Genomic DNA, 21,201 nt, shown 5'->3' with positions numbered 1-21,201 from the left:
CATGCCGCACAACCTCCGTTACCAAATCCACCGAAGGTCGCAGTCGTCCGGGGTCACCCCGGGAGTAGAATCCGCCGATGCCCGCCCGGTCCCCGTCGCCCCCTGCCCCCGCACCATCCGCCCAGCTGTGGACCCTTCCCGGGGGTCTGCGTGTCGCCTTTGAGCGGCGCAGCGGACCCGGCTTTGCCTTCGACCTGCGGGTACCGGTGGGGAACGCCCACGATCCTCCAGGGCAGGAAGGAGCGGCCGGGGTGCTGGAGGAGTGGCTGTTCAAGGGGGCTGCCGGTCTGGACGCCCGCGCCCTTCAGGACGCCTTTGACGATTTGGGGGTGCGCCGGGGTGGTGGAGTAGGTCCGGAAGCGACGCGCTTTACCGCCAGTGGTCTGAGTGCCGACCTGGGCGCGGCGCTCCGCCTGACAGCCAGCGTGCTGGTCCAGCCGGAGCTTCCGGACGCAGAACTGCCGGTCCTGACCGACCTGGCCCGCCAGGACCTGGAAGGGCTGGCTGACAGTCCATCCGATCTGCTTGCGGTTCACGCCCGTCAGCTGGCGTTTCCCCCGCCAGCCGGCTCACCCTTTGCGGGTTTTGCCCACCCGGCCAGCGGCACCCCGGGGGGCTTACAGGCCCTGACTCCGGCTGGCCTGCGTGCCCATCTGGGGCGGTACGGGCAGGCGGGAAGCGTCCTGGGACTGGTGGCGGACCTGGAGCCTGCTGACGCCTTTGACCTGGTTCATCACGCCCTCGGTGAACTGCGCCCGGGGCAGGACGCTCAGGTGCCGGCCGTGTTCCGTGCGGGTGGCCGCGCCCACCACACCGACGCGGATGCCGAGCAGACCCACCTGAGCATCACGGCTCCCGGCGTGGCACCTGTCAACTCCGACTGGCTGGCGTGGCAGGTGGCGCTGACAGCGCTGAGCGGCGGCAGCGCCAGCCGCCTCTTTACTGCAGTGCGCGAGGAACGTGGCCTGGCTTATGCTGTCAGCGCTTCCTCTGTGCTGCTGGGGGGGCAGGGCTTCCTCAGTGTGTACGCCGGCAGCACCCCTGACCGCGCTCCGGAAACTCTGGAGGTCGTGCTGAACGAGCTTTCCCGCCTGCCGCAGGGCCTGGAGCCCGAGGAGTTCAGGCGGGCGTGCACTGGGCTGACCACCAGCGTGGTCTTCGGCGCCGAGAGCCTGCGTGGCCGGGCCGGCAGCCTGACGCGGGACATAGCAGTGTTCGGCCGGGTGCGGCCTATTCCGGAACTGCGCGCCCGGCTGGCCGCCCTGACCCTGGAGGACGTCAATGCTTTCCTGGCTGGGTACGATCCGGCAGCCCACGCCACCGTGACGACCCTCGGGCCGGTGGACCCTGGCGGCTCGTCGCTGGCGGCAGAACCGTCCATGGGTGCGGAGGCTCGCCATGTCTGAGGGTCCGCAGCGCCATACCCTGCCCAGCGGCCTGACGCTGCTGCTCGAGCCGTCACCGGACGCGCAGACGGTAGCAGCCGGGTACTTCGTCAACACGGGCGCGCGTGACGAACTGCCGCACGAAATGGGTGCGAGCCACTTTATCGAGCACCTGCTGTTCAAGGGTTCCGAGCTGGTGGGAGCCGCCGAGCTCAATGCCCGCCTGGATGATCTGGGCGGGCAGGCCAACGCCTTTACCAGTGAAGAGGCGACCGTGTATCACGCGGCCAGCCTGCCGGAGCGCAGCGGCGAATTGCTCGAGACCCTGACAGAACTGATGCGCCCGGCCCTGCGCGAGACCGATATTCACACTGAACGCGGCGTGATTCTCGAAGAGATCGCCATGTACGCCGAGCAGCCCGGCGTGCGCGTCATGGATGAACTGCGCGCCGACTATTGGGGCAAGCATCCGCTGGGGCATCAGGTGCTGGGCACCCGCCAGACGGTCGAGGCGCTCAGCCGTGAGGTCCTGATCCGCAACCACCGGGAGCGGTATGGGGCCGGACGCGTCACGCTGGCCATCACCGGAGCCTTTGAGCCTCAGGAGGTGCTCGACTGGGCACAGCTGCATCTTGCAGACTGGCCCACGACGCCAGGCGCAGTCTCTGACCTGCCCTCCGGGCCGCATCACCCTGGTCATACCCGCGTGATTCATGACCAGACTCTGGGCCGCGTGCACGTGACCCTGGCCGCGCCGGGCCTGCCCGTCACGCACCCGCTGCGCGAGGCCGCAACCGTGCTGGCTGATCTGATTGGTGGAGAAAACGGCGCTCTGTACTGGGCCCTGCTGGATACCGGCCTGTGCGACAGCGCGGATCTGGCACACCTGGATTACCGCGATGTCGGCGCCTTCGAAGGTGGATTTACCTGTGATCCCGAACGTGCCGGCGTGGCCCTGGAAACCTACCGCCGGGTCCTGCGCGGCGCGGGCGAGCTCATTACGCCTGAGCGGGTGCGCCGCGCCGCGCGCAAACTTGCGGTGTCCACGCTGTTGCGCGCCGAAACCCCGCAGGGACGGCTGTTTACGCTGGGAATGGAGTATCTGGCGCACGGTCAGGTTCTGACCACAGCCGAACTGGTGAGCCGCTACCAGCAGGTCACCCCCGAGGCTGTACGAGAAGTGCTGCGCCTGTGTCCGCTGGCAACGTTCACCGTCGTCGCACTGGGGCCGGTAGAGACTCTGGAATAGCAAGAGGGGGCTGTTCAGCAGCGTGCCGGGCCACCGCTACAGAGCGGTATCCGCCTCGCTGTGAACCACGAACAGGGTACCCAGGTGCCAGACACCGCCCTGCCGTCGTCCAGAGGATGAGGTGAGCGCACCTGGATCAGACACGCAGCATGCCTCGCATGTATGCCCGTTGGCTGACGAGATTATGCATGTCCCCTGGCCCGCCGCAGAAGGCATGGCCTGCCTCCAGCCCGTGCGGACCAGCAACGCGCTGAGCAGCTTTCAGCTGGCCTCAGCCTGGTCTTTTCCCGAAGCACAGCGGCGCGTGCCCAGGCACGGCCTTCGACGCAAATTGCCGCAAGCCCAGCCGGTCAGGGGCCTCCAGGTGATAACGGAAATTCCACAGGTAGTGCTGCACCACCCGGGGGGGCAGGCCCAGGGCCCCCGCGTGGCGCTGGGCAACCTGCGCCAGATGACCCAGTCCGTCCCGTCTGGCCTCGCGCATGGCCTGCACAAGTTCAGGGGGTGGTGGGTTGTCCTTTCGGTAGGCCCACACCGCAAAGGTGAAGGGATGACCGGTCAGATCGAACCACTCGCATGCCAGGTCGGTGACCGTGATGCCGCGCCCGGTGCTGGGCAGCGTGGTCATGGTCTGTGTGTCTCCAAGCGGGCCGACCACCTGGTACCACTCGCGCAGGGCACTGTCCCCGATACGCAAAACCCCGTCATAGCCAGCTGCAAGCAGGTCCTCGGCCTCTCCCTCGGCGCGCTCCAGCTTGGGGCACAGACCACGTTCACGCAGCAGGACCTCCAGCAGAGCCACGCTCATGGCCGACTGCGCGGTCAGGGCGATTCGTCGCAGCTCCTTCAGGGGGCGAGTATGAAACAGGTTGACGCTGTAGACCGGCCCCAGAACCGCCACGCTGAAATCCGGCAGGGCTTCGAGCATGTGCGCGTTGCGGATAAATTCCACTGCGCTGATGTTGGCAATGTCCACCTCGCCCGACATCAACGCGGCGTTCATCTGGGTGGGGACACCGGTGATTGCGGTCACCCCATCGGGAAGCACCAGCGAGTCCAGAATGGGAGCGACGTTGGTGTAATGAATCCAGCCGGCGCGGTAGGTCATAGGCGCTGTCCTGGCTGCCAGGCCATGCCCGGCACTGTCGGGCATGGCCCTCAAGGCACGACCTGCACACTGACGGCCTGCCATACCCCGGCGCGACGTGCAAAAACCCGGAAAAAGCTCTGGACCCGCTGGCCGTCCGCATAGAGGGTACCGCGGGTTATGGCGGCGTCACCGTAGACCCGGCTGGCGTGCCGCTCGAAGACCAGCGCGGAAGGGTCGTTGCGCATCATGCCTTCAAGTAAGTCGGCCTTAAATACCACGGTGCCGTCCGGGAAAAAGGCCATCCAGTCGTCTGCCAGCACGCCGGCCATGCGCTGCGGGTCGCGGAGATGGTAGGCCGCGTTCCACAGATCGTCGAGCGTCAGCACTTCGTCCAGATCACTCAGGGGCGCCCCACTTGCAGCCGTCACGGTCAGTCGGCGGCCTCCACGCCGGTCCGGGGGAAGGTCTCCAGTTCGTTGTAGTAGGCGTCGCGCAGCACCGGGGTACGCCCGGCATGCTGGATCATACGCACCATACCCGCCTGCGAGAGGGCCATAGGGCTCGTGGCCCCGGCAGCGTGCGCGATGTGCTCCTCCTGAATGGTGCCGTCGATGTCCGACACGCCCCAGTCCAGGCTGACCTGCGTCAGTTCCGAGCCGATCATGACCCAGTAGCCCTTGATGTGCGGGAAATTATCCATGTAGATGCGCGCCACGGCGAGGTTACGCAGGTCGTCCAGGCCGGTGGTGTACTCGGTCTTGCCGAGGTTCTGGGCCAGGGTGTTGCCCATCGGCTGGAAGGCCAGCGGAATGAAGGCGTGAAAGCCGCCCGTCTCGGCTTGCAGTTCGCGCAGGTGGTGCATGTGATCAAGCCGCTCTTCGAGCGTTTCAATATGCCCGTAAAGCATGGTGGCGTTGGTGCGCATGCCCAGCGAGTGCGCCTCGCGGTGAATCTGCAGCCATTTCTCGGCCTTGACCTTGTTCTTGGCCACCTGCCGGCGCACCCGGTCGGCAAAGATCTCCGCGCCACCACCGGGCATGGCAGCCAGTCCCGCGTCCTGCAATTCGCGCAGAACGTCCAGCGTGGGCTTCTTGCTGATCTTGCTGAGATGCTCGATCTCGGCGGCCGTGAAGGCCTTGACCTGCAACTCCGGGAAGGCTTCACGCAGCTTGCGCACCATGGCCGGGTAGTAGTCCCACTTGTGGTTGGGGTGATGCCCGCTGCTCATGTGCAGCTCGGTGATGCCGGGAAGGTAGCGCCGGCGGACCTGGGCGACCACCTCGTCCGGGTCGTAGTCCCAGGCGCGCTCCTCGTTCTTGTGGGCTGCGAAGGCGCAGAAGGTGCAGCCCACATAGCAGATGTTGGTGAACTCCAGGCGCATGGAGTGCACGAAGTACACCTTGTCGCCGTGCAGCCGCTGCTTGGTGTGGTTGGCCAGGCGCATCAGGGCGTTGAGGTCACGGGTGTGGTACAGCTGCATGCCCTCGTCAAAGGAGAGGCGTTCGCCGGCCTCCACTTTGTCCACGACGCCACGCAGGCTCTGGTCAGACAGCCACTTCATGCTGGCATGCTACGCCGAGGAACGAAGTCGGATGCCCCCACACACCACGCATGCCGCCCGGGGCCGGTCATTTCAGCGGGACCGCCGGGCAGGAGCCGCGCCGAACCCTGGGTAAAAGTCTGGCAGTGTCTGATACATGTCGGTGCTGAAGCCACTCTCGTCGGTCAGCTGGATGCTCCAGGCCGGCTCCGCATATCCAGACAGTTGCTCGACCCGTACCTGTCCTGTTCGCAGGCGCTCTACGTACAACTCTACAAAGCCTTCCAGGCTATCTGCCAGCACGTACTTATGGTCCTCGTCGCGGCCAAAGGTAATGACCTGCTCCACGACACCCTGCGGGCCGGGATTCAGGTCAATGCCCACCGAGTTTCCGCCCCAGTCCTTGAGGAAGCCTATCCAGCCAGGCGTGGCGTACTCGGTCTGGATGGCGCCGGCCGGATGCGAGACATGTTCCTCGTCCAGGCCCCAGTGCTCTTCACGCCACTGCTGCTCGAGCTCACGCCAGGTCTGCCATTCGAAGGCCACATGACCCAGGGGCACGTGGTCGAGTCCGAACGCCTGCCCCCAGTACGCGTGCCGCTGGTACAGCATATGGAACGCGTCCGGCAGCTTCCGGCCCAACTGACGTTCCAGGCTGCCCAGGTCGGCGTCGGTGGCGCCCGACTTCAGCTGCGCATGAATGGCCGGTGCGTGCAGGAAAAGCCAGCCCTCCAGTTCCGTCAGGAGGTCCGGAAAGTCGGCGGGCATGGCTCAGCGTAACCGCCGGGGCCTTCTCCAGCGCGCAGGATTGGGGCGAACAACACGAAGGAGGGGACACCGCAGTGTCCCCTCCAGTCCTATCGGTACCGCTTCAGTTGCCGCCGATGGCCAGGTGGGCGACCCGCACTGCCGGTGCGCCGACGGCGTCGGGGGTCCACTCAACCGTATCGCTGACGGCCTCGATGCCTGCCAGAACTTCCAGAATATTGCCGGCCACCGTGAACACCTCCAGTGGATGGGCGACCCCCCCGTCTTCCAGCCAGAACCCCTCGGCCTGAAGGCTGAAGTCGCCGGTCACAGGGTTGGCGCCTGCGTGCCCGCCGGAGACCCCGGTGACCAGCACACCCCGGACCCCCGCACGAACCTCGGCGTCCGGGGTCTTGCCGGCCAGCATCAGCAGGTTGCTGGGACCCACGCCCACCACGCCCTGGTAGCCCATGCGTGCGGCGTGCCCGGTGCTCTGTGTGCCGGCACGCGCCGCCGTCTGAGCGTTGTGCAGGAAGGCCGTGAGCCGTCCGGCCTCGATCAGGGTCACAGGAACGCTGGGGCAGCCTTCCACGTCAAAGGCGCGGGAATTCATGCCGCGCGGAAGCGTGGCGTCGTCCACCAGCGTGACCAGCTCGCTGGCAACCGCCTCGCCCAGGCGTCCGGCCAGGGGGCTTTTGCCTTCCTCGACCATCTTGCCGCTGAACATGGGGGAGAACAGATCCAGCAGATCGGCCAGGCACCCGCCAGAAAACACGGCCGGGAACTGCCCGCTCGGCGCAGGTCGGGCACCCAGCAGAGCCACTGCCTTTTCCACCGCTTTGAGGGCCGTGCGGGTGGGGTCGAGTTCGGTGAACTCGCGTGTGAACTGCCAGTCGCGCTGCATCTTGTTCTGGCCGTTTTCACTGACCAGCGGAGCGACAAAGTGAAAGGCCTGCAACGACTTGAAGCCGCGTGACAGGCCCTCGGTGTTGCCTACCAGCGTCTCGCTGTCGCTGTCCATGTAGGCGCCGTAGGGCACGCTGGTCACGCGCGGGTCGGCTTCACGCGCGGTGCGCTCCAGATCCAGGGCGACCTGAACCTTCTGCTCCACTTTGACCCCACTCAGGCCCTCGCCGTACAGGTCCAGTGCGGGAGGCTCAGCCCAGGCGACCAGCCCGGCCCCGCTTTCGGGTGCCACCAGTTCGGCGTTTTCTACGGCCATATCCAGCGCACGGTCCAGTGCATTCTGTGCCAGATTCTCGGTGAAGCTGTAACCCCAGGCGCTGTCCCTGAGCGCCCGCAGCCCCACGCCCTGGCGCGCCTGCAGTTTGAACTCGCTGACCTCGCCGGCAAAGGCCCGGATGTTGGTCGACGTATTGCGCAGGGCGTAGACCTCCAGCTGGACACCACGGGCCTTGGCCCGCTTCAGCAGATAGCTGCGCGCCTGGTCAATGCTGAGCTGTTCAGTGACGGTAGCGGTCATGCGCGGCCTCCCACGGTGATTTCAGATACCAGAATGTGCGGCTGGCCCACGTCGGTTGGCAGGGAACCCGAGATGCTGCCGCACATACCCTGTCCCAGGCTGAGGTCACCGGCGACGCCTACGATGTTCAGCAGGTCCTGCGCACCGTTGCCGACCAGTGAGGCGCCGCGCAGCGGCTCGGCGATCTCGCCATTGCGGATCATGTACGCCTCGTTCACCGCAAAGTTGTAGTCGCCGGTACCGGGGGAAACGCTGCCGCCGCCCATCTTGCGGGCGTAGATGCCGTGCGAGACACTGCGGATCAGGTCGTCGGGGGTCTGATCACCGTTGTCGATAAAGGTCGAGCGCATGCGGCTGGCGGGCGCGAAGGTGTAGTTCTGACGGCGCCCCGAGCCGGTGCGGGCATAGCCGGTTTTCATCTCACCCACGCGGTCCACCAGGAACGACTTGAGAATCCCTTTTTCGATCAGCACGGTGCGCTGGGCGGGCATACCTTCGTCGTCCACGTTGACCATGCCCCACGAGCCGGGCAGGGTGCCGTCGTCCACCGCACTCACGCAGTCCTGGGCGATACGCTGGCCGAACTTGTCAGCAAACACGCTGGCGTTCTTTTCCACAGCGGTTGTTTCCAGGATGTGCCCGCAGGCCTCGTGGAAAATGACCCCACCGAACTCGTTGCCGATCACGACGGGCAGTTTGCCCGCCGGAGCGTAGTCTGCGCGCAGCATGGCGTTGGCGATGCGCGCGGCCTCGGTGCCGATGCTCTCAGGTGTGACGGTCTCGAAGAATTCCAGGCCCTGGCTGGCACCCGGGCCGTAAAAGCCGCTCTGGCGGAGCGTGCCGTCCTGCGCGATGGCGCTGACACTCAGGCGGCTCTGGACCCGCTCGTCCTCGGCCCACAGGCCCTCGCTGTTGGCGATCAGGACCCGCTGCACGCGGTCAAGGTAGTTCACGTCCACGGTCTTGACGTCGCCCACCTGTGCGGCGCCCGAAGCCCGGCGCATCAGGGCCAGCTTCTCGCGCTTGGCAGCCGTCAGGGGGTGCTGCCGGGCGCGGTAGTGCGGGGTGACCTTCACCTTGCGGAAGTCCAGGCCGCCTGCTCCGCCGCGCTCCACCTCGCCGGCGCCGCCACGGGCGCTGGCCACCGCACTGGCGAGGTCACGCAGGCCAGAGGCCGTCACGTCGTTGGTGTAGGCGTAAACCACCCGGGTGCCGTACAGCAGCCGCAGGCCGGCGCCGAACAGGTTGCCGCCGCCGGCGTCCTTCAGCTCTCCCTGATGAAGGCGCAGGGTGGTGTTCACGGTGTCTTCCATGAACAGTTCTGCGAAGTCGGCGCCGCCCGCGCGGGCAAGCGTCAGCACATCACTGACCAGTGTTTCGTCGAGCATCATTCTCCTTTGGATCTCCTGGCTTCCGGTGTCGGCATCCGCCCGCCGGAAAGCCCATCAGCAAGTGGGTAAGCAGCCGGGCGCCGCAGGTATCCGCCACACGGCTCGTCCATCAGAACTGGAAACCGCGCCCCCGCTCTGAAGCACGAAGGTTGAAATGTCAGGCACCCCAACACTGTGGGTCACTCTGCTTGAAAAGGGAAGTCAGGGTGCCGCACTTTCGGCTTCCTCAGCCATTTTGCTTATCTGCTCTGGACTGCCTCTGCCTTCACAGCGCCTGGCGGTGCGGGCGCGTTACCCTGTCTGGCATGAAGGAAGTTGCCCACCCGGGGCCCCAGGGCGAACGCTGGACGGTAGACGCGGTCGAGGACAGTCCGCTCGGTCCGGTCGTGCGACTGGAGCGTGAGGACGGCCGGACCTTCACCCTGCCGCTGCACGCCCTGCCGGAGGGGCTGCGTGAGGGCGACATCCTGGCTGTTCAGGAAGGCCCGGATGGTGTAAGCACCCGCCTCCTGCCCGAGGAAACCGAGGCCCGGCGCGCCGCGGCGCAGGCCCGGCTTGACGCCCTGAACAGCCAGGACCTGGACGACGGAGAGATTACGCTGTGAGTGGAAAACCAGACCCGAAATCACCGCGGCGCAGTGGAGCTGCCGCCCGAAAAACCACCCCCCGCAAGGCTTCCGACGGGAAAAACGCTGACAGTAAAGCCGCCCGCAAAACAGCGCCGAAAAGCCGTGGCAAGGCTCCCGCCCGGAGCGGTCCCAGCAGTTCAGACGTGATGGGCCTGCTGGTGCTGCTGCTGACGGCCAGTCTGGCGGCCTGCGCCGGCAGCAAGGTCTTCGGGGGCCGGGAGCAACCTGCTGAGACCAGCACCACTACGCCTGCCGGTGAAGTGACCATCCGGTTTCTGGATATCGGGCAGGGTGACGCCGTCCTGGTGCGCAGCCCCGAGGGCAAGACCATGCTGGTGGACGGCGGACGCAGCGCCGAGCGGATGCGCGAGCACATGAAGACCTACGGCATCGAGAAGATTGACCTGATGGTCGCGAGTCATGCCGACGCAGACCACATCGCCGGGCTGGTGGCGGCAGCCGAGGCCAGACCCAGGCTGTTTATCAACAATGGCCTGAGCGGCACCACCCGCACGTGGGAGCGGCTGGTGGACGCGCTGCGTGAACAGGGCACGACCTTCCAGAAGGCCAACAAGCAGGTCATCAACCTGGGCAGCGTGAAGGTGCGGGTCATTGCCCCGCCAGCCGGTATGGGCAGCGACCAGAATGAGAACAGCGTAGGTCTGCGGCTGGAGTTCGGAGACTTCAGGGCCCTGATGACCGGTGACAGCGAGAAGCCCGAGACCCAGGCCTGGCTCGAACAGGACCGGCCCGAAATCCGTGGTCCGTTCCAGGTCTACAAGAGCATCCACCATGGGGCGGCCAATGGGGACCATCAGGCCTGGCTGGCCAGCGTGCGCCCCGAGAATGTGGTGATCAGCGTCGGCGAGAACAATTACGGGCACCCCACCAGGACCGCCCTGAAGCTGTACGACCAGAACGGTATCCGCACCTACCGCACCGACGAGCAGGGCACCGTGACCTTTACAGGCAAGGCAGACGGCACCTATACGGTTACGACCGACCGCTGAAGAACATGCAGGGTCCGCCGTGCATGGCGGACCCTGGAAAACTTCCGGTAGAAATAGACTTCAGCGTGTTTCTGTCAGCGTGTAGCTGCCGGAACCACGGTAGGCGTAAACCTCCCACCGGTAGGTGCCGCTGCCGGCAACATAGGTGATGCTCTCGCTGCTGGTGCTGCCTGTGCTGGCAGCCACGTCCATCCAGCTTCCATTGGATGCCCGTTTCTGCAGGTACAGGTCGAAGTCCGTCAGGCTGCCAGCGCTGAGGGTGGCCTTCAACGTGCCACCGGCATAGGTGAAGCCGCTCGTGCCGGGTTTGAAGCTGCTCGCGCCTTTGCTGACAGATCCGGTGTAGGTGGTGCCTGAGGGCGCGGGGGACGTGACGGGCGCAGCGCCAACCTGCAGCAACCGGTTGGCGCTGCCTGTTCCGGCGTTCGTCACCTTGCCGGAAGCGCTGCGGGTGATCAGGGCGTTGGTCACCTGCGCGGGGCTATACGTTGGGTTGGCCTGAAGGATCAGCGCCGCAGCGCCGGCCACGTGCGGGGAAGCCATGCTGGTGCCATTGAGAGTACTGGTGGCAGTGGCCGAGCCGATCCAGGTGCTGGTAATGCTGCTGCCCGGGGCAAACAGATCCAGGCAGGAGCCGTAGTTGGAGAAGCTGCTGCGGGCGTCAGTGCTGGTCGTGCTGCCTACCGTGATGGCTGAAGGTGCGCGCGCCGGGCTGCTGCCACAGGCGTCCACGTTGCTGTTGCCCGCTGCGGCCACGACTGTGAGTCCGCTGTTGGTGGCGCTCGCGACGGCGTCGTCCAGTGCCTGACTGGCGCCGCCGCCCAGGCTCATGTTCGCCACGGCCGGTCCGGTGCGCTGCTGCGCGGCCCAGTTCAGTCCGGCAATCACACCCGAGGTGGTGCCTGAGCCTTCACAGTTCAGTACTTTGACCGCTACAAGTTTGACGTTCTTGGCCACGCCCCAGGTGCTGGCACCAACCGTACCGGCGACATGCGTGCCGTGTCCCTGGCAGTCCGAGTTCACGCCGTCTGCGGTTGTGTTGCTGCCCCAGACCGCACGCCCACCAAAGTCCACATGCGAGACGTTGATGCCGGTGTCGATGACATAAGCGGTCACGCCAGTGCCGGTCTGATCATAGGTATAGCTGCCCGACAGGGGCAGGGCCGGCTGGTCAATCCGGTCCAGCCCCCAGGTGACGCCGGTCTGCGTGGCAGTAAGCTGAATGCGGCTGTCCAGCTCGATATATTTCACACGCGGATCTGCCTGGAGCCTGGAAAGATTCTGCGCGCTCAGGGTGCCGGAAAAGCCCTGCATCGACCCGGCATACAGATGCCTGATACTCACGCCCTGCTCGTTCAGGCTCAGGGTGCGGATCAACCCGTCGTGATCCTGCGCCGACAGGGCCTGACCAAGCGGCCCAGCGGCCTGCGCGCTGATGCCTCCGGCCTGCTCGCCCTGGGAAAACACGACGATGTACTGACCGTCAATGCCAAGAGGGTTGTCCAGGCCTACGATCGGAGCGGAAGCGGGGGCGCTGCGCGCGGATTCGTCGGCGGCAGGAACAGTGACAGAAGGGGTCGAGGAGGTTCCGCAGGCCGCCAGAAGCAGGGGCAGGCTCAGGACAACATTCAGGGAAAGACGCATCAGTAGAGGCTCCTTGGGTAAAGGGACACGCAGCGACAGGTTGCCCAGGCTGCGTTCTGAATGACAGGGGGAGGCGGTATGAAACCGGGCCTCAGGATGCACTTCCAAGTCTCACAACCCCCTGAACCCTATGAATCTGACGCCTCATGAATTCCGCTCCCGGATGCCCGGCTTGCTCGCCATATCGAGGGTCAGCTGTCCCTGAAGGCCGGCGGTATGACGCATGACGTGGGCCGCGGCGACATGGCCGGCCTCCATGCGGCGGGGAGGCCGCGCCGCGATTCCTGACAGCCTCTGCCCCTAGGGTGCGGTGGGCTCCAGCGCGGAGGGAGCTGGCGCCGTCACCGTGATGACCTGACCGCTGACCGGATGGGTGAAGCTCAGCGTGTGCGCGTGCAGCAGGTAGCCCAGGTCGCCGGGCAGACCGGGCAGGTCGGGCAGCGGATGGCCTCCAGGGCCGTACAGCGGGTCGCCCACCAGAGGCTGGCCGATGCTGGCCAGATGAATACGGATCTGGTGCGGCCTGCCGGTGAAAATCTGAACGTCAAACAGAGTGGTTCCGCTGCAGCGTTCCACGACGCGCGCCACCGACCGCGAGGGCTTACCAGTGGGGCACGCCGCAAAGACCTCGCCCAGTCGGGGGTGAGGAACCGGTCCGATCGAAACAGTGATTTCAGTCTCATCCTGGGTCGCCACGCCGCTGGCCAGGGCGCGGTACATCTTGCGTACATCCTGTTCACGCCACGCCCGTGCCAGGGCTGAGCCGGCTGCACCAGTGCGGGCAAACAGCACCACTCCTGAGGTGCCGCGTCCCAGCCGGTGAAGCGGTGAAGCTCCGGGAAACTGCGCGCGCACCACCGTCAGCAGCGTGTGTTCCAGAAAGCCCCCGCCGGGCAGGGTCGGCAGCCCGGACGGCTTGTGCACCGCCAGCAGAGAGGCGTCTTCGTGCAGCACCTCGAAGTGCAGCGGCACGCTCTCTTCCTGCCAGGGCGGCCGGTGCCAGACCAGGGTCTGTCCGGCCCGCAGGCGTTCGTGACCCTGGACGGTGAGGCCATCAACCTGCACCTCGCCCTGGGCCAGGCGGGCGGCCCAGACCTCCGGCGCCGAATGCCGATAGCGCGTACTCAGGAAGTCGAGCACACTGACGCCACTGACCTGCACCGGCGTGACGTAGGTGTACCCGGCATTCGTCGGCATGGGTCAAAGAGTAAGGGAGCGGCGCGCTCCGAGGCACAGGGGACACTCCGTATTAGACTTCCCGGTGATGTTTGGTCCTCCTTCTCCCCGCAGCCGCCCACAACCGGGGCACCTCTACGACGTGGCTGTCGTGGGTGCCGGTCTGGGCGGCACCGAGCTCGCCTGGCGCCTGGCCCGCGCCGGGCAGGATGTGCTGCTGGTGTCGCAGGCCCTGGACCACCTGGGCACCCTGTACCAGCCGACCATCCAGGGCGCGGATTTCCCGCAGGGCAGCGTGTTCGCCCGGACGGCAGACCAGATGGCGCCGGACACCGACGGCTGGACCTTCCACCGGCTGCTCAAGGCCGAAATCGAGGCCACCAGCGGCATTCATCTGCTGCAAAGTACCGTGACCGCCCTGGATGAGGAGGACACGCAGGTAGTGATTTCCACCTGGGAAGGCCCCAAGCTGCACGCCCGCACGGTGGTGCTGGCCGTCGGGGCTTTCCTGAAGGGCCGGCTGCTGATCGGGGACACCATGGAAGACGCCGGTCGCCTGTCCGAGGTCGCCTATGACTTTCTGGCCGAGGATCTGATTGCCAGCGGTGTGTGGCTGATCGGGGCGGAGCAGACTGCTGCCGCGGTGGACGGCGCTCCGGCCTACGACGTGCGCTTTCTGACACCCGCACCAGGAGAACTCGACGGATTTCGCATCAGACGCCTCGACCGGGTGCGCATGCTGGGCCGCTGCATGCCGGGTGAGCACACCTATGGCAGCGTGCTGCAGGATGCGGCGCGACTGGCAGCCGAACTGCTCGGTAACGGGACTCAGGAGGAGAGCTTATGATTTTCCGGCTTTCAGACTTCCGGTTTCCGGATCCCGCCGAGCGGCTGTATCCCGAAACGCCGGACCGTCCCTGGGTGCTGGAAGTGGGCTTTGGTGACGGGCGCTTCTGGCCCCACTTCGCGCGCACCTTCCCGCAGCCGCCGAATTATCTGGGCGTGGAAATCAGCGGCGTGTCGCTGCTCAAGGCCCACCGTCGCCTCAAAGCCGCCGGGCTCGGCAACGCCGTGCTGACCAAGCTGCCGGCTGACGTCCTGGTCCGCGAGGTGATCCCGCACGGAGCGCTGGACCTGATCGTCGTGAATTTTCCTGATCCCTGGCCCAAGGCCGGGCATACCGAGCACCGCCTGCTGCGCGCTCCGTTTTTCGAGCTGGCTGCCAGCCGCCTGAAGCCCGGCGGGGCGGTGCTGCTGACCACCGACCATGACGAGTACTTCGAATTTGCCTGCGGCGAGGCTGGGAAAAGCGGGGTCATGGCGGTGGACACCGCTCAGGAGCCGCCGCCAGCTGCCCTGGAAACCAAGTACGCCCTCAAATGGCGTGATCTGGGCCTGGGGGCCCATCATGCCCGCTTCAGGCCCACCGCCCATCCACAGGTGCCGCACGGCACCACCACTCCCTATCCCGAACTGGAGACCGACGTGCCCCACGCTGTGCTGACCCTGCCTGTAAGTTTTGAGCCTGCGCATTTTGCCAAGCAGACGACCCGGGGCCAGAACTGGACCGTGGTGCTGCTTGACCTGTACAGCAGCCTGCGCCGTGACGGCTGGGTCGCCCTGGCGCACGTGGTCGAAGGCGAGCTGACGCAGGAAGTCCTGGTGGGCATCACCCGGCGGGAAGACGGCTCTTATCTGGTGCGTCTGGCCAAGTTCGGCGGGCCGATCATCACGCCCGGAGTGAAGGCGGCGGTGGGGGCCGTGACTGCCTGGCTGGAAAGCGAAGGCGCTGAAGTCCGTCACCGCGGGTACTGAACCAAATGTGAGTCTGCCAATGGTTGACGAAACAGGTCAACCATCCTAGAGTGTCGTCCGGCCTGAACAGGGCCACCTTTATCCAGAGCGGCGTAGGGATCTGGCCCAGTTATCGCCGCAGCAACCGGCCCTCATCACGGCATCGGTGCTTGACCAGCCCGCACGCGCCAACGATGGCTCCACAGTCGCGACGGGAACGATAAGGGAAGGGTGTACCTCTACACAGGTTCGCACTGGACGCTTACGCGCGTCCCCTTCCACTGCTCAAGCATCCAGGAAGGGGACGCGTGTTTTTTGGCGTTCCAATCCCGCCCACCTGCCCCGGAGGCTACCTGATGACCCGTTCTTTTCCCCCTGCTCTCGTCTTTGAGGGCGTCCGCAGGACGTATCCCGGCCAGGCCGGCCCGGCACTGCGGGACGTGAGCTTCTCAGTGCCGCGTGGCAGCCGCACCGGCATCATCGGTCGCAGCGGCGCCGGCAAAAGCACGCTGGTGCGCCTGATCAGCGGCCTGGAACTTCCCGACGCCGGCCACGTGAGCGTCCAGGGCCAGGACTTCTCGGCCCTGAGCGCCAGCGCCCGCCGCGAACGGCAGGCCCGGACCGGCCTGGTGTTTCAGCATTTCAACCTGCTGGCACAGCGCACGGCGCTGGGAAACGTGACCCTGCCGCTGGAGTTGCGGGGCGTGCCGCGTGCCCAGCGCGAAGCCCGCGCCCGCGAACTGCTGGCCCAGGTGGGCCTCGCCGATCTGGCCAGCCGCTACCCGGCGCAGCTGTCTGGTGGGCAGAAACAGCGCGTGGGCATTGCACGCGCCCTGGCCACCGAGCCGGATCTCCTGCTGGCCGACGAGGCCACCAGCGCCCTGGACCCCGAGACCAGCGCCGGAATTCTGACCCTGCTGACCGACCTGCAGCGTGACCGCGACCTGACCGTGGTCATCGTCACGCATCAGCTGGAGGTCGTGCGGGCGGCAACCACCCATGTGGCGGTGCTGGACAGCGGGCAGCTGGTCGAATTCGGCCAGACGCGGGAGGTCCTGAGCCAGCCGCAGCACGCCGTGACCCGTGCGCTGCTCGAGGCTCACCGGCCCGCAGCTTCCCTGACGGCCGGTGAACAGCTGCGGCGCGTCACCCTGGCGGAACTCTCACCGCGCACACTGACGGCTCTGGCGGGACTTGGAGCCCGTGTGGTGCAGGCTGACGCACACCCGCTGGGCGTGGACGTCTGGCTGGCTGTGCCGGACGGTACGCCGGATATCCCGGCTCACCTGGCCCGGGTAGCGCAGCTTGCGGGAGCGGGCGCATGAGCTGGGACACACTCTGGCCACTGCTGTGGCAGGGCACCCTGGAAACGCTGCTGATGGTGGTGCCCTCAGCGCTGATTGCCCAGGCTCTGGGGACCGCACTCGGCGTGCTGCTGACCCTCACGCGTCCCGGTGGCCTCAAGCCTCAGGCGCCCCTTCACCGTGTCCTGGACGCTGTGGTCAACGCAGGCCGGAGCCTCCCCTTCATCATCCTGCTGGTTCTGCTGATTCCGCTGACGCGTCTGCTGATCGGCACCAGCATCGGCAGCACCGCGGCCATCGTGCCGCTGACGGTCGCCGCGATTCCCTTCGTGGCCCGGCTGGTGGACGGCGCGCTGCAGGGTGTGCCCCAGGGCGTGGGTGAGGCCGCCCGCGCGATGGGGGCCAGCACGTTCCAGGTGATCGGCAAGGTGCTGCTGCCCGAGGCCCGTCCTGCCCTGATTCACAGCTTCACCGTGATGGTCGTGAGCCTGATCAGCTACAGCGCCATGGCCGGTGCGATTGGTGGGGGAGGTCTGGGAGACCTGGCCATCCGCTACGGCTACCAGCGCTTCGAGACCGGCGTGATGGTCGCCACCGTCGTCATGCTGCTGCTGCTGGTGCAGGGCGTGCAGTGGCTGGGTGACGCTGCCGCCCGCCGCACCGACCACCGCTGAATACGCCTCCCTCTGAATACGCCTGCTTTCAATCTTCAAACGAGGAATCCCATGAATAAGCTCCTGATCCTGACCGCCCTGACCCTCTCCTCCTTCGCCGCTGCTGGCACCCTCCGTGTGGGCGCCAGCCCCGTGCCACACGCGGAGATCCTGAATGTCGTCAAACCCATCCTGGCCAAGCAGGGTGTCAATCTGCAGATCCGCGAGTTCAGCGACTACGTGCAGCCCAACCTTGCGCTGGCCGATGGCAGCATCGACGTGAACTTCTTCCAGCACCTGCCGTACCTGAACGAATTCCAGAAGAGCCGCCCGCTGGGCATCGTGGCGGGTGCCAAGGTGCACGTTGAGCCGATGGGCGTGTACAGCCGCCGCGTCAAGAGCTTCAAGGACCTGAAGACCGGCGCGACGATCGCCCTGCCCAACGATCCGAGCAACAGCGGACGCGCTCTGAAACTGCTGGAGCGGGCTGGCCTGATCCGCCTGAAGCCCGGCGTGGGTGTGCGAGGCACGGTGCTGGACATCACCACCAACGTCAAGCGCCTGAAATTCCGCGAACTGGAAGCCGCGCAGCTTCCCCGTGCGCTGGGTGACGTGGACGTCGCCGTGATCAACACCAACTACGCGCTGGACGCGGGTCTCAACCCCCTCAAGGACGCGCTGCTGATCGAGAACGCCAACAGCCCGTACGCCAACCTGCTGGCGGCCAAGGCAGAAACGCTCAAGAACCCCGACTACCTGAAACTGGCTGCTGCACTGCGCAGTCCGGAGGTCAAGGCTTTTATCCTGAAGAAGTACAACGGCGCAGTGGTGCCGGCTTTCTGAAGGCTGAACCCACCGCACGCCGCTGCATGCGCTACCTTCACAGCCCGTGCCTGACCTGAATTTTACCTTTGAGCCCATGAGCGTGGTCCTGCCTGCCGTACGGCGGCAGTTGCAGATCACCGGCGAGGTGGCCTTCACGGTAGCGGACCCGGACCGCGGCCTGGGACTGTATGCCGGCGAGGCCACATCCGCCGGACTGCACCGGCCCTGGAGCACCTGGGTAGATCTTGCCAGTCTGCTTGACGCGCACCTGTTGACTCCTGAGCGTACAGAGGAGGGGCAGGTGCGTGTGCGGTTGCGGGCTCAGGCCCCCAGCCCAGATCCCGACGCTGCCGGTTACAGCGCGCAGGGCGACTGGGCGCGGGTGGACAAGCTGGAAGACCCGGTGTTTCTGTTTACCCTGGTCGAGGCGCTGCGGCGCGTGGGTCCGCCAGCAGGGGGCCGGGTGCTGTCCCTGGGCGTCAATGCCGGGCGCGAACTCGACGCGCTGGCGCTGGCTTTCCCGGACCACACGTTCGAGGTGCACGGAGTGGATCTGGAGCCCTCGGCCCTGACGGCTGCCCAGCAGCGGCATCCGGACATGACGGTTCACGAGCTGGACGTGACCACCCTGCCGCAGGCCCACCTGGGCCGCTTTGACCTGATTCTGGCCCTGAGCCTGCTGCAGAGCCCCGGGATCCGGCAGGACGTGCTGCTCAGCGCGTTGTGGCGCCATCACCTGACGCCCGAAGGTGGCCTGGTGCTGGGTTACCCGAATGCCCGTTACCGTGATGGGGCGCTGTCTTACGGGGCGCGCGTGCGCAATTACAGGCGACCGGACCTGAGCCTGATGGCCGCCGACGTCACTGATGCCCGGCGCCGGTTGCAGCGTCAGGGCTTCAAGGTCTTTGTAACCGGCAAGTACGAGGTGCTGGTCACGGCCATTCCCTCATCCGTGACCACGCCAACGGGTCTGGAACTGTAAATCACAGGCTCATGCCGTACAACCGGAGAAAAAGGGCGAGGAAGGCGCGCAACCGCGAGAGTGGCCAGGATTCCTGGTCGGCGGCGCGGCAAACACGTCGTTCTGTTTTTCTGAATCGAAGGGGCAACGGTCAGGCCTGAGCATCTTGCTGGATGCTCAGGCCTCTGCCCGACAGGCTCAGCGGGTGCCGCTGTAGCCACCCGAGCACGGTGCGCCGCGTTCGGGTGCGGTGGCTCCCTGCTCGTACTTGTCGAGGAAGGCTTTCAGGCGGGCGTCATCGGCCTTGTCGACCTTCAGCTGGGCCCCCCAGGCGCTGATAGCCACGGGGGTGTCCAGCCCCTCGTAGGGGCTCAGCAGGGTATAGGTCCGGCCCTGGGCCAGGGCCTTGAGCTGCGCGACCTGCGCGGCTTCCAGGTCGGGGCGGTAGGTGATCCACACCGCGCCGTGTTCCAGGCTGTGCACTGCATATTCGTTGTACAGGGGCTGATCGTACACGCCGCAGTTCTGCCAGACGGGATTGTGGGCGCCGCCGGCTGGGGGTGTCTCGTTGTACACCAGCGATCCGCTGCGGTGATCACCGGCGGAATACTTGAAGGTCTGGGCTCCCTCGATTCCTTTGTTTCCGCAGGCAGTCAGGCTCAGGAGCAGAAGGGGCAGCAACGTGCGTTTCATTGACCAACAGGGTAACGGTTCGACATGAAAGAGAAGAGAACCCGGTGTCCCGGAAGGGGGCAGGAAAGACAGGAACCGGGCCCCGGCAGCGTTACTCTGCAGTGGTCTGATGAGGATCAGCCTGTGTGTCCACCACCAGCCCCGGCGGCTGCCCGCCCGCAAAGCCGGGGCCCAGCAGGTCCACCTTCTGCCGGTCCGGCACGATATCGCCCTTCATGCCGTGCTGCTCCAGGACCGGCAGAAAGCTGCTCATCACAGACGTTTCACCGTGCACCAGCCAGACGTGCGGCTTGCCGGCGGTGTCCAGGAAGGCCAGCAGGTCGTCGCGGTCGGCGTGCGCGCTGAAGCCCCCGATGGTGTGCACCTGGGCACGCACGGCCACCTCTTCCCCCATCAGCCGCACCGTCTCGGCGCCCTCCACGATCCGGCCGCCCAGGCTGCTGGGCGACTGGTACGACACGATGATCAGGCTGGTGCTGGGTTTCCACAGGTGATGCTTGAGGTGATGCTGGATACGTCCACCGGTCATCATGCCGTTGCCCGCCATGATGATCGCCGGACCGTCGTAGCGGTTGAGGCGCTGCGACTCGGCGCTGGTGTTCACGACATGCAGCGTGCTGGGACGGAAGGGATCTTCACCGCTCTGGAGAGCCTCCCGAACAGGGGTGATCAGCTCGTCGCCAAACTCGAAATACTCGTAGGTGGCGCGCATGGCCATGGGTGAATCCATGAACACCGGAATGTGCGGAACCTCGCCGCGGTTCATCAGGTCCTTGAGGGTGTACAGAATGACCTGCGCCCGTTCGATGGCAAAGCTGGGGATCAATATTTTTCCGCCTGCGCGGATGCTGGTGCGCAGCGCCCCGGCAAACTCCTCGAGGGTCTGGGCCCAGGGCCGGTGGGTCCGGTTGGCATAGGTGGTTTCCAGCACCACCGCATCGGCCGCCGGGGGCGGAGTAAAGTCGAGCTGCAGGCCGCTTTCGCGGTTGCCCAGGTCTCCGCTCATGATCAGCCGGGCATCCGGCGTTTCCATCAGCAGCCAGGCGCTGCCCAGGATGTGCCCGGCGCGCTCGGGCGTGACCTTCAGATCGGCGACCTTGGTGGTTTTCCCAAACTCCAGATGGGGCCGGAGCAGCGCCAGCGTGCGGTGAACATCGTCCTCTTCGTACAGTGGCGGCAATACTTCGTCCTCACGGCCCTGTCGCCGGGCGCGGCGCAGGGCCTGACGGTAACCCTCGACCTGTAGCCGGGCAGAGTCCAGCAGCACCGTCTCGGCCAGCGCAGCTGTCGGAGCGGTGCAGTAGACCGCGCCGCGGTAGCCCCGCCGGACCAGCAGGGGCAGGCGCCCCACATGGTCCAGGTGGGCGTGCGTCAGGATCACCGCATCCAGATCCTGCGCTTCGAATGGAAACGGCTCATGGTTGCGCGCCTCCAGTTCGTCGGCGCCCTGAAACAGGCCGCAGTCGACCAGGACATGCCGCTCGCCTCCGGCTGTGTTCAGTGTCAGCAGATGCATGCTGCCGGTGACCGTGCAGGCCGCCCCGAAACTCTGAAGGTGCATGCTCCCGAGTGTAGGCCACAGGGCGCGAGTGTGGTCTGGATCACGCTTTACGTGCTCTTGAGCCTT

General features: G+C 66.1%; 20 protein-coding genes and 1 riboswitch. Of the genes, 10 read left to right on the top strand and 10 right to left on the bottom strand.

The window, feature by feature from the left end:
- Positions 1–77 precede the first annotated feature (77 nt).
- A complete protein-coding gene (locus tag DEIDE_RS12855) occupies positions 78–1,406 on the top strand; it encodes a M16 family metallopeptidase (protein WP_012694400.1) in 1,329 nt (442 codons plus the stop codon).
- Positions 1,399–2,634, top strand: a complete 1,236-nt coding sequence (locus DEIDE_RS12850) for a M16 family metallopeptidase (RefSeq protein ID WP_012694399.1) — start codon at positions 1,399–1,401, stop codon at positions 2,632–2,634. Before DEIDE_RS12855 ends, DEIDE_RS12850 begins: the two co-directional genes overlap by 8 nt.
- Before the next feature lie 271 nt (positions 2,635–2,905).
- Here the strand turns inward: DEIDE_RS12850 and DEIDE_RS12845 are convergent, their stop codons facing one another.
- From DEIDE_RS12845 to DEIDE_RS12820, 6 genes are all read right to left on the bottom strand, one after another.
- Positions 2,906–3,742, bottom strand: coding sequence for a menaquinone biosynthetic enzyme MqnA/MqnD family protein (locus tag DEIDE_RS12845; protein ID WP_012694398.1), 837 nt, complete (start codon positions 3,740–3,742; stop codon positions 2,906–2,908).
- Positions 3,743–3,792: 50 nt separating this feature from the next.
- A complete protein-coding gene (locus DEIDE_RS12840) occupies positions 3,793–4,152 on the bottom strand; it encodes a nuclear transport factor 2 family protein (RefSeq protein WP_012694397.1) in 360 nt (119 codons plus the stop codon).
- 2 nt (positions 4,153–4,154) lie between these two features.
- On the bottom strand, positions 4,155–5,285 hold the full coding sequence (gene mqnE, locus DEIDE_RS12835) for an aminofutalosine synthase MqnE (RefSeq protein ID WP_012694396.1): 1,131 nt from the start codon (positions 5,283–5,285) through the stop codon (positions 4,155–4,157).
- Positions 5,286–5,357: 72 nt separating this feature from the next.
- Entirely contained in the window at positions 5,358–6,032 is a 675-nt protein-coding gene (locus DEIDE_RS12830) for an SMI1/KNR4 family protein (RefSeq protein WP_012694395.1), read from the bottom strand.
- Between the two features lie 103 nt (positions 6,033–6,135).
- A complete protein-coding gene (locus DEIDE_RS12825) occupies positions 6,136–7,494 on the bottom strand; it encodes a TldD/PmbA family protein (RefSeq protein ID WP_012694394.1) in 1,359 nt (452 codons plus the stop codon).
- On the bottom strand, positions 7,491–8,885 hold the full coding sequence (locus DEIDE_RS12820) for a TldD/PmbA family protein (protein WP_012694393.1): 1,395 nt from the start codon (positions 8,883–8,885) through the stop codon (positions 7,491–7,493). Before DEIDE_RS12820 ends, DEIDE_RS12825 begins: the two co-directional genes overlap by 4 nt.
- 305 nt (positions 8,886–9,190) lie before the next feature.
- On the opposite strand from DEIDE_RS12820, the gene DEIDE_RS12815 reads away from it, so the two are divergent.
- Entirely contained in the window at positions 9,191–9,490 is a 300-nt protein-coding gene (locus DEIDE_RS12815; protein ID WP_012694392.1) for a DUF3006 domain-containing protein, read from the top strand.
- The gene (locus DEIDE_RS12810; protein WP_242402921.1) at positions 9,487–10,524 is read left to right on the top strand and encodes a ComEC/Rec2 family competence protein; all 1,038 of its coding nucleotides are present in this window, start codon (positions 9,487–9,489) and stop codon (positions 10,522–10,524) included. Before DEIDE_RS12815 ends, DEIDE_RS12810 begins: the two co-directional genes overlap by 4 nt.
- A 60-nt stretch (positions 10,525–10,584) precedes the next feature.
- Here the strand turns inward: DEIDE_RS12810 and DEIDE_RS12805 are convergent, their stop codons facing one another.
- Both DEIDE_RS12805 and DEIDE_RS12800 read right to left on the bottom strand, forming a co-directional pair.
- The gene (locus tag DEIDE_RS12805) at positions 10,585–12,168 is read right to left on the bottom strand and encodes a S8 family peptidase (RefSeq protein ID WP_012694390.1); all 1,584 of its coding nucleotides are present in this window, start codon (positions 12,166–12,168) and stop codon (positions 10,585–10,587) included.
- 300 nt (positions 12,169–12,468) lie between these two features.
- Positions 12,469–13,365 carry an RluA family pseudouridine synthase gene (locus DEIDE_RS12800; RefSeq protein WP_012694389.1) on the bottom strand — a complete coding sequence of 299 codons (897 nt, stop codon included), beginning with the start codon at positions 13,363–13,365 and terminating at the stop codon, positions 12,469–12,471.
- Between the two features lie 67 nt (positions 13,366–13,432).
- On the opposite strand from DEIDE_RS12800, the gene DEIDE_RS12795 reads away from it, so the two are divergent.
- The 6 genes from DEIDE_RS12795 to DEIDE_RS12770 all read left to right on the top strand — a co-directional run bounded on the left by DEIDE_RS12795 (position 13,433) and on the right by DEIDE_RS12770 (position 18,902).
- A complete protein-coding gene (locus DEIDE_RS12795) occupies positions 13,433–14,191 on the top strand; it encodes an FAD-dependent oxidoreductase (protein ID WP_012694388.1) in 759 nt (252 codons plus the stop codon).
- Positions 14,188–15,159 (top strand): tRNA (guanine(46)-N(7))-methyltransferase TrmB, encoded by a 972-nt coding sequence (trmB, locus tag DEIDE_RS12790; protein ID WP_012694387.1) that lies wholly within the window; start codon positions 14,188–14,190, stop codon positions 15,157–15,159. The genes DEIDE_RS12795 and trmB overlap by 4 nt, the downstream gene beginning before the upstream one ends.
- Positions 15,160–15,234: 75 nt before the next feature.
- A riboswitch (SAM riboswitch) is annotated at positions 15,235–15,365 on the top strand.
- A gap of 129 nt (positions 15,366–15,494) precedes the next feature.
- Positions 15,495–16,463 (top strand): methionine ABC transporter ATP-binding protein, encoded by a 969-nt coding sequence (locus DEIDE_RS12785; protein ID WP_012694386.1) that lies wholly within the window; start codon positions 15,495–15,497, stop codon positions 16,461–16,463.
- Positions 16,460–17,116, top strand: a complete 657-nt coding sequence (locus tag DEIDE_RS12780) for a methionine ABC transporter permease (RefSeq protein WP_012694385.1) — start codon at positions 16,460–16,462, stop codon at positions 17,114–17,116. The genes DEIDE_RS12785 and DEIDE_RS12780 overlap by 4 nt, the downstream gene beginning before the upstream one ends.
- Before the next feature lie 51 nt (positions 17,117–17,167).
- Positions 17,168–17,938, top strand: a complete 771-nt coding sequence (locus DEIDE_RS12775) for a MetQ/NlpA family ABC transporter substrate-binding protein (protein WP_012694384.1) — start codon at positions 17,168–17,170, stop codon at positions 17,936–17,938.
- 46 nt (positions 17,939–17,984) lie between these two features.
- A complete protein-coding gene (locus tag DEIDE_RS12770; RefSeq protein WP_012694383.1) occupies positions 17,985–18,902 on the top strand; it encodes a class I SAM-dependent methyltransferase in 918 nt (305 codons plus the stop codon).
- Between the two features lie 177 nt (positions 18,903–19,079).
- Here DEIDE_RS12770 and DEIDE_RS12765 read toward each other — a convergent pair whose 3' ends face one another.
- Together DEIDE_RS12765 and DEIDE_RS12760 are read right to left on the bottom strand one after the other, a co-directional pair.
- Entirely contained in the window at positions 19,080–19,574 is a 495-nt protein-coding gene (locus DEIDE_RS12765; RefSeq protein ID WP_012694382.1) for a DUF3105 domain-containing protein, read from the bottom strand.
- Between the two features lie 91 nt (positions 19,575–19,665).
- Positions 19,666–21,135, bottom strand: coding sequence for an MBL fold metallo-hydrolase RNA specificity domain-containing protein (locus tag DEIDE_RS12760; RefSeq protein WP_012694381.1), 1,470 nt, complete (start codon positions 21,133–21,135; stop codon positions 19,666–19,668).
- Positions 21,136–21,201: the final 66 nt, after the last annotated feature.

This window comes from Deinococcus deserti VCD115, assembly GCF_000020685.1.
GTDB classification, from domain to species: domain Bacteria; phylum Deinococcota; class Deinococci; order Deinococcales; family Deinococcaceae; genus Deinococcus; species Deinococcus deserti.
Note: the sequence above shows the minus strand (reverse complement) of the source record. Positions and strands in the feature narration are given on the sequence as shown.

Coding starts and splice junctions, on each gene's coding strand:
- DEIDE_RS12850 (WP_012694399.1), top strand. CDS start 1,399: ATGTCTGAGGGTCCGCAGCGCCATACCCTGCCCAGCGGCCTGACGCTG.
- mqnE (WP_012694396.1), bottom strand. CDS start 5,285: ATGAAGTGGCTGTCTGACCAGAGCCTGCGTGGCGTCGTGGACAAAGTG.
- DEIDE_RS12820 (WP_012694393.1), bottom strand. CDS start 8,885: ATGATGCTCGACGAAACACTGGTCAGTGATGTGCTGACGCTTGCCCGC.
- DEIDE_RS12760 (WP_012694381.1), bottom strand. CDS start 21,135: ATGCACCTTCAGAGTTTCGGGGCGGCCTGCACGGTCACCGGCAGCATG.
- DEIDE_RS12800 (WP_012694389.1), bottom strand. CDS start 13,365: ATGCCGACGAATGCCGGGTACACCTACGTCACGCCGGTGCAGGTCAGT.
- DEIDE_RS12780 (WP_012694385.1), top strand. CDS start 16,460: ATGAGCTGGGACACACTCTGGCCACTGCTGTGGCAGGGCACCCTGGAA.
- trmB (WP_012694387.1), top strand. CDS start 14,188: ATGATTTTCCGGCTTTCAGACTTCCGGTTTCCGGATCCCGCCGAGCGG.
- DEIDE_RS12785 (WP_012694386.1), top strand. CDS start 15,495: ATGACCCGTTCTTTTCCCCCTGCTCTCGTCTTTGAGGGCGTCCGCAGG.
- DEIDE_RS12825 (WP_012694394.1), bottom strand. CDS start 7,494: ATGACCGCTACCGTCACTGAACAGCTCAGCATTGACCAGGCGCGCAGC.
- DEIDE_RS12765 (WP_012694382.1), bottom strand. CDS start 19,574: ATGAAACGCACGTTGCTGCCCCTTCTGCTCCTGAGCCTGACTGCCTGC.
- DEIDE_RS12805 (WP_012694390.1), bottom strand. CDS start 12,168: ATGCGTCTTTCCCTGAATGTTGTCCTGAGCCTGCCCCTGCTTCTGGCG.
- DEIDE_RS12830 (WP_012694395.1), bottom strand. CDS start 6,032: ATGCCCGCCGACTTTCCGGACCTCCTGACGGAACTGGAGGGCTGGCTT.
- DEIDE_RS12795 (WP_012694388.1), top strand. CDS start 13,433: ATGTTTGGTCCTCCTTCTCCCCGCAGCCGCCCACAACCGGGGCACCTC.
- DEIDE_RS12845 (WP_012694398.1), bottom strand. CDS start 3,742: ATGACCTACCGCGCCGGCTGGATTCATTACACCAACGTCGCTCCCATT.
- DEIDE_RS12775 (WP_012694384.1), top strand. CDS start 17,168: ATGAATAAGCTCCTGATCCTGACCGCCCTGACCCTCTCCTCCTTCGCC.
- DEIDE_RS12815 (WP_012694392.1), top strand. CDS start 9,191: ATGAAGGAAGTTGCCCACCCGGGGCCCCAGGGCGAACGCTGGACGGTA.
- DEIDE_RS12855 (WP_012694400.1), top strand. CDS start 78: ATGCCCGCCCGGTCCCCGTCGCCCCCTGCCCCCGCACCATCCGCCCAG.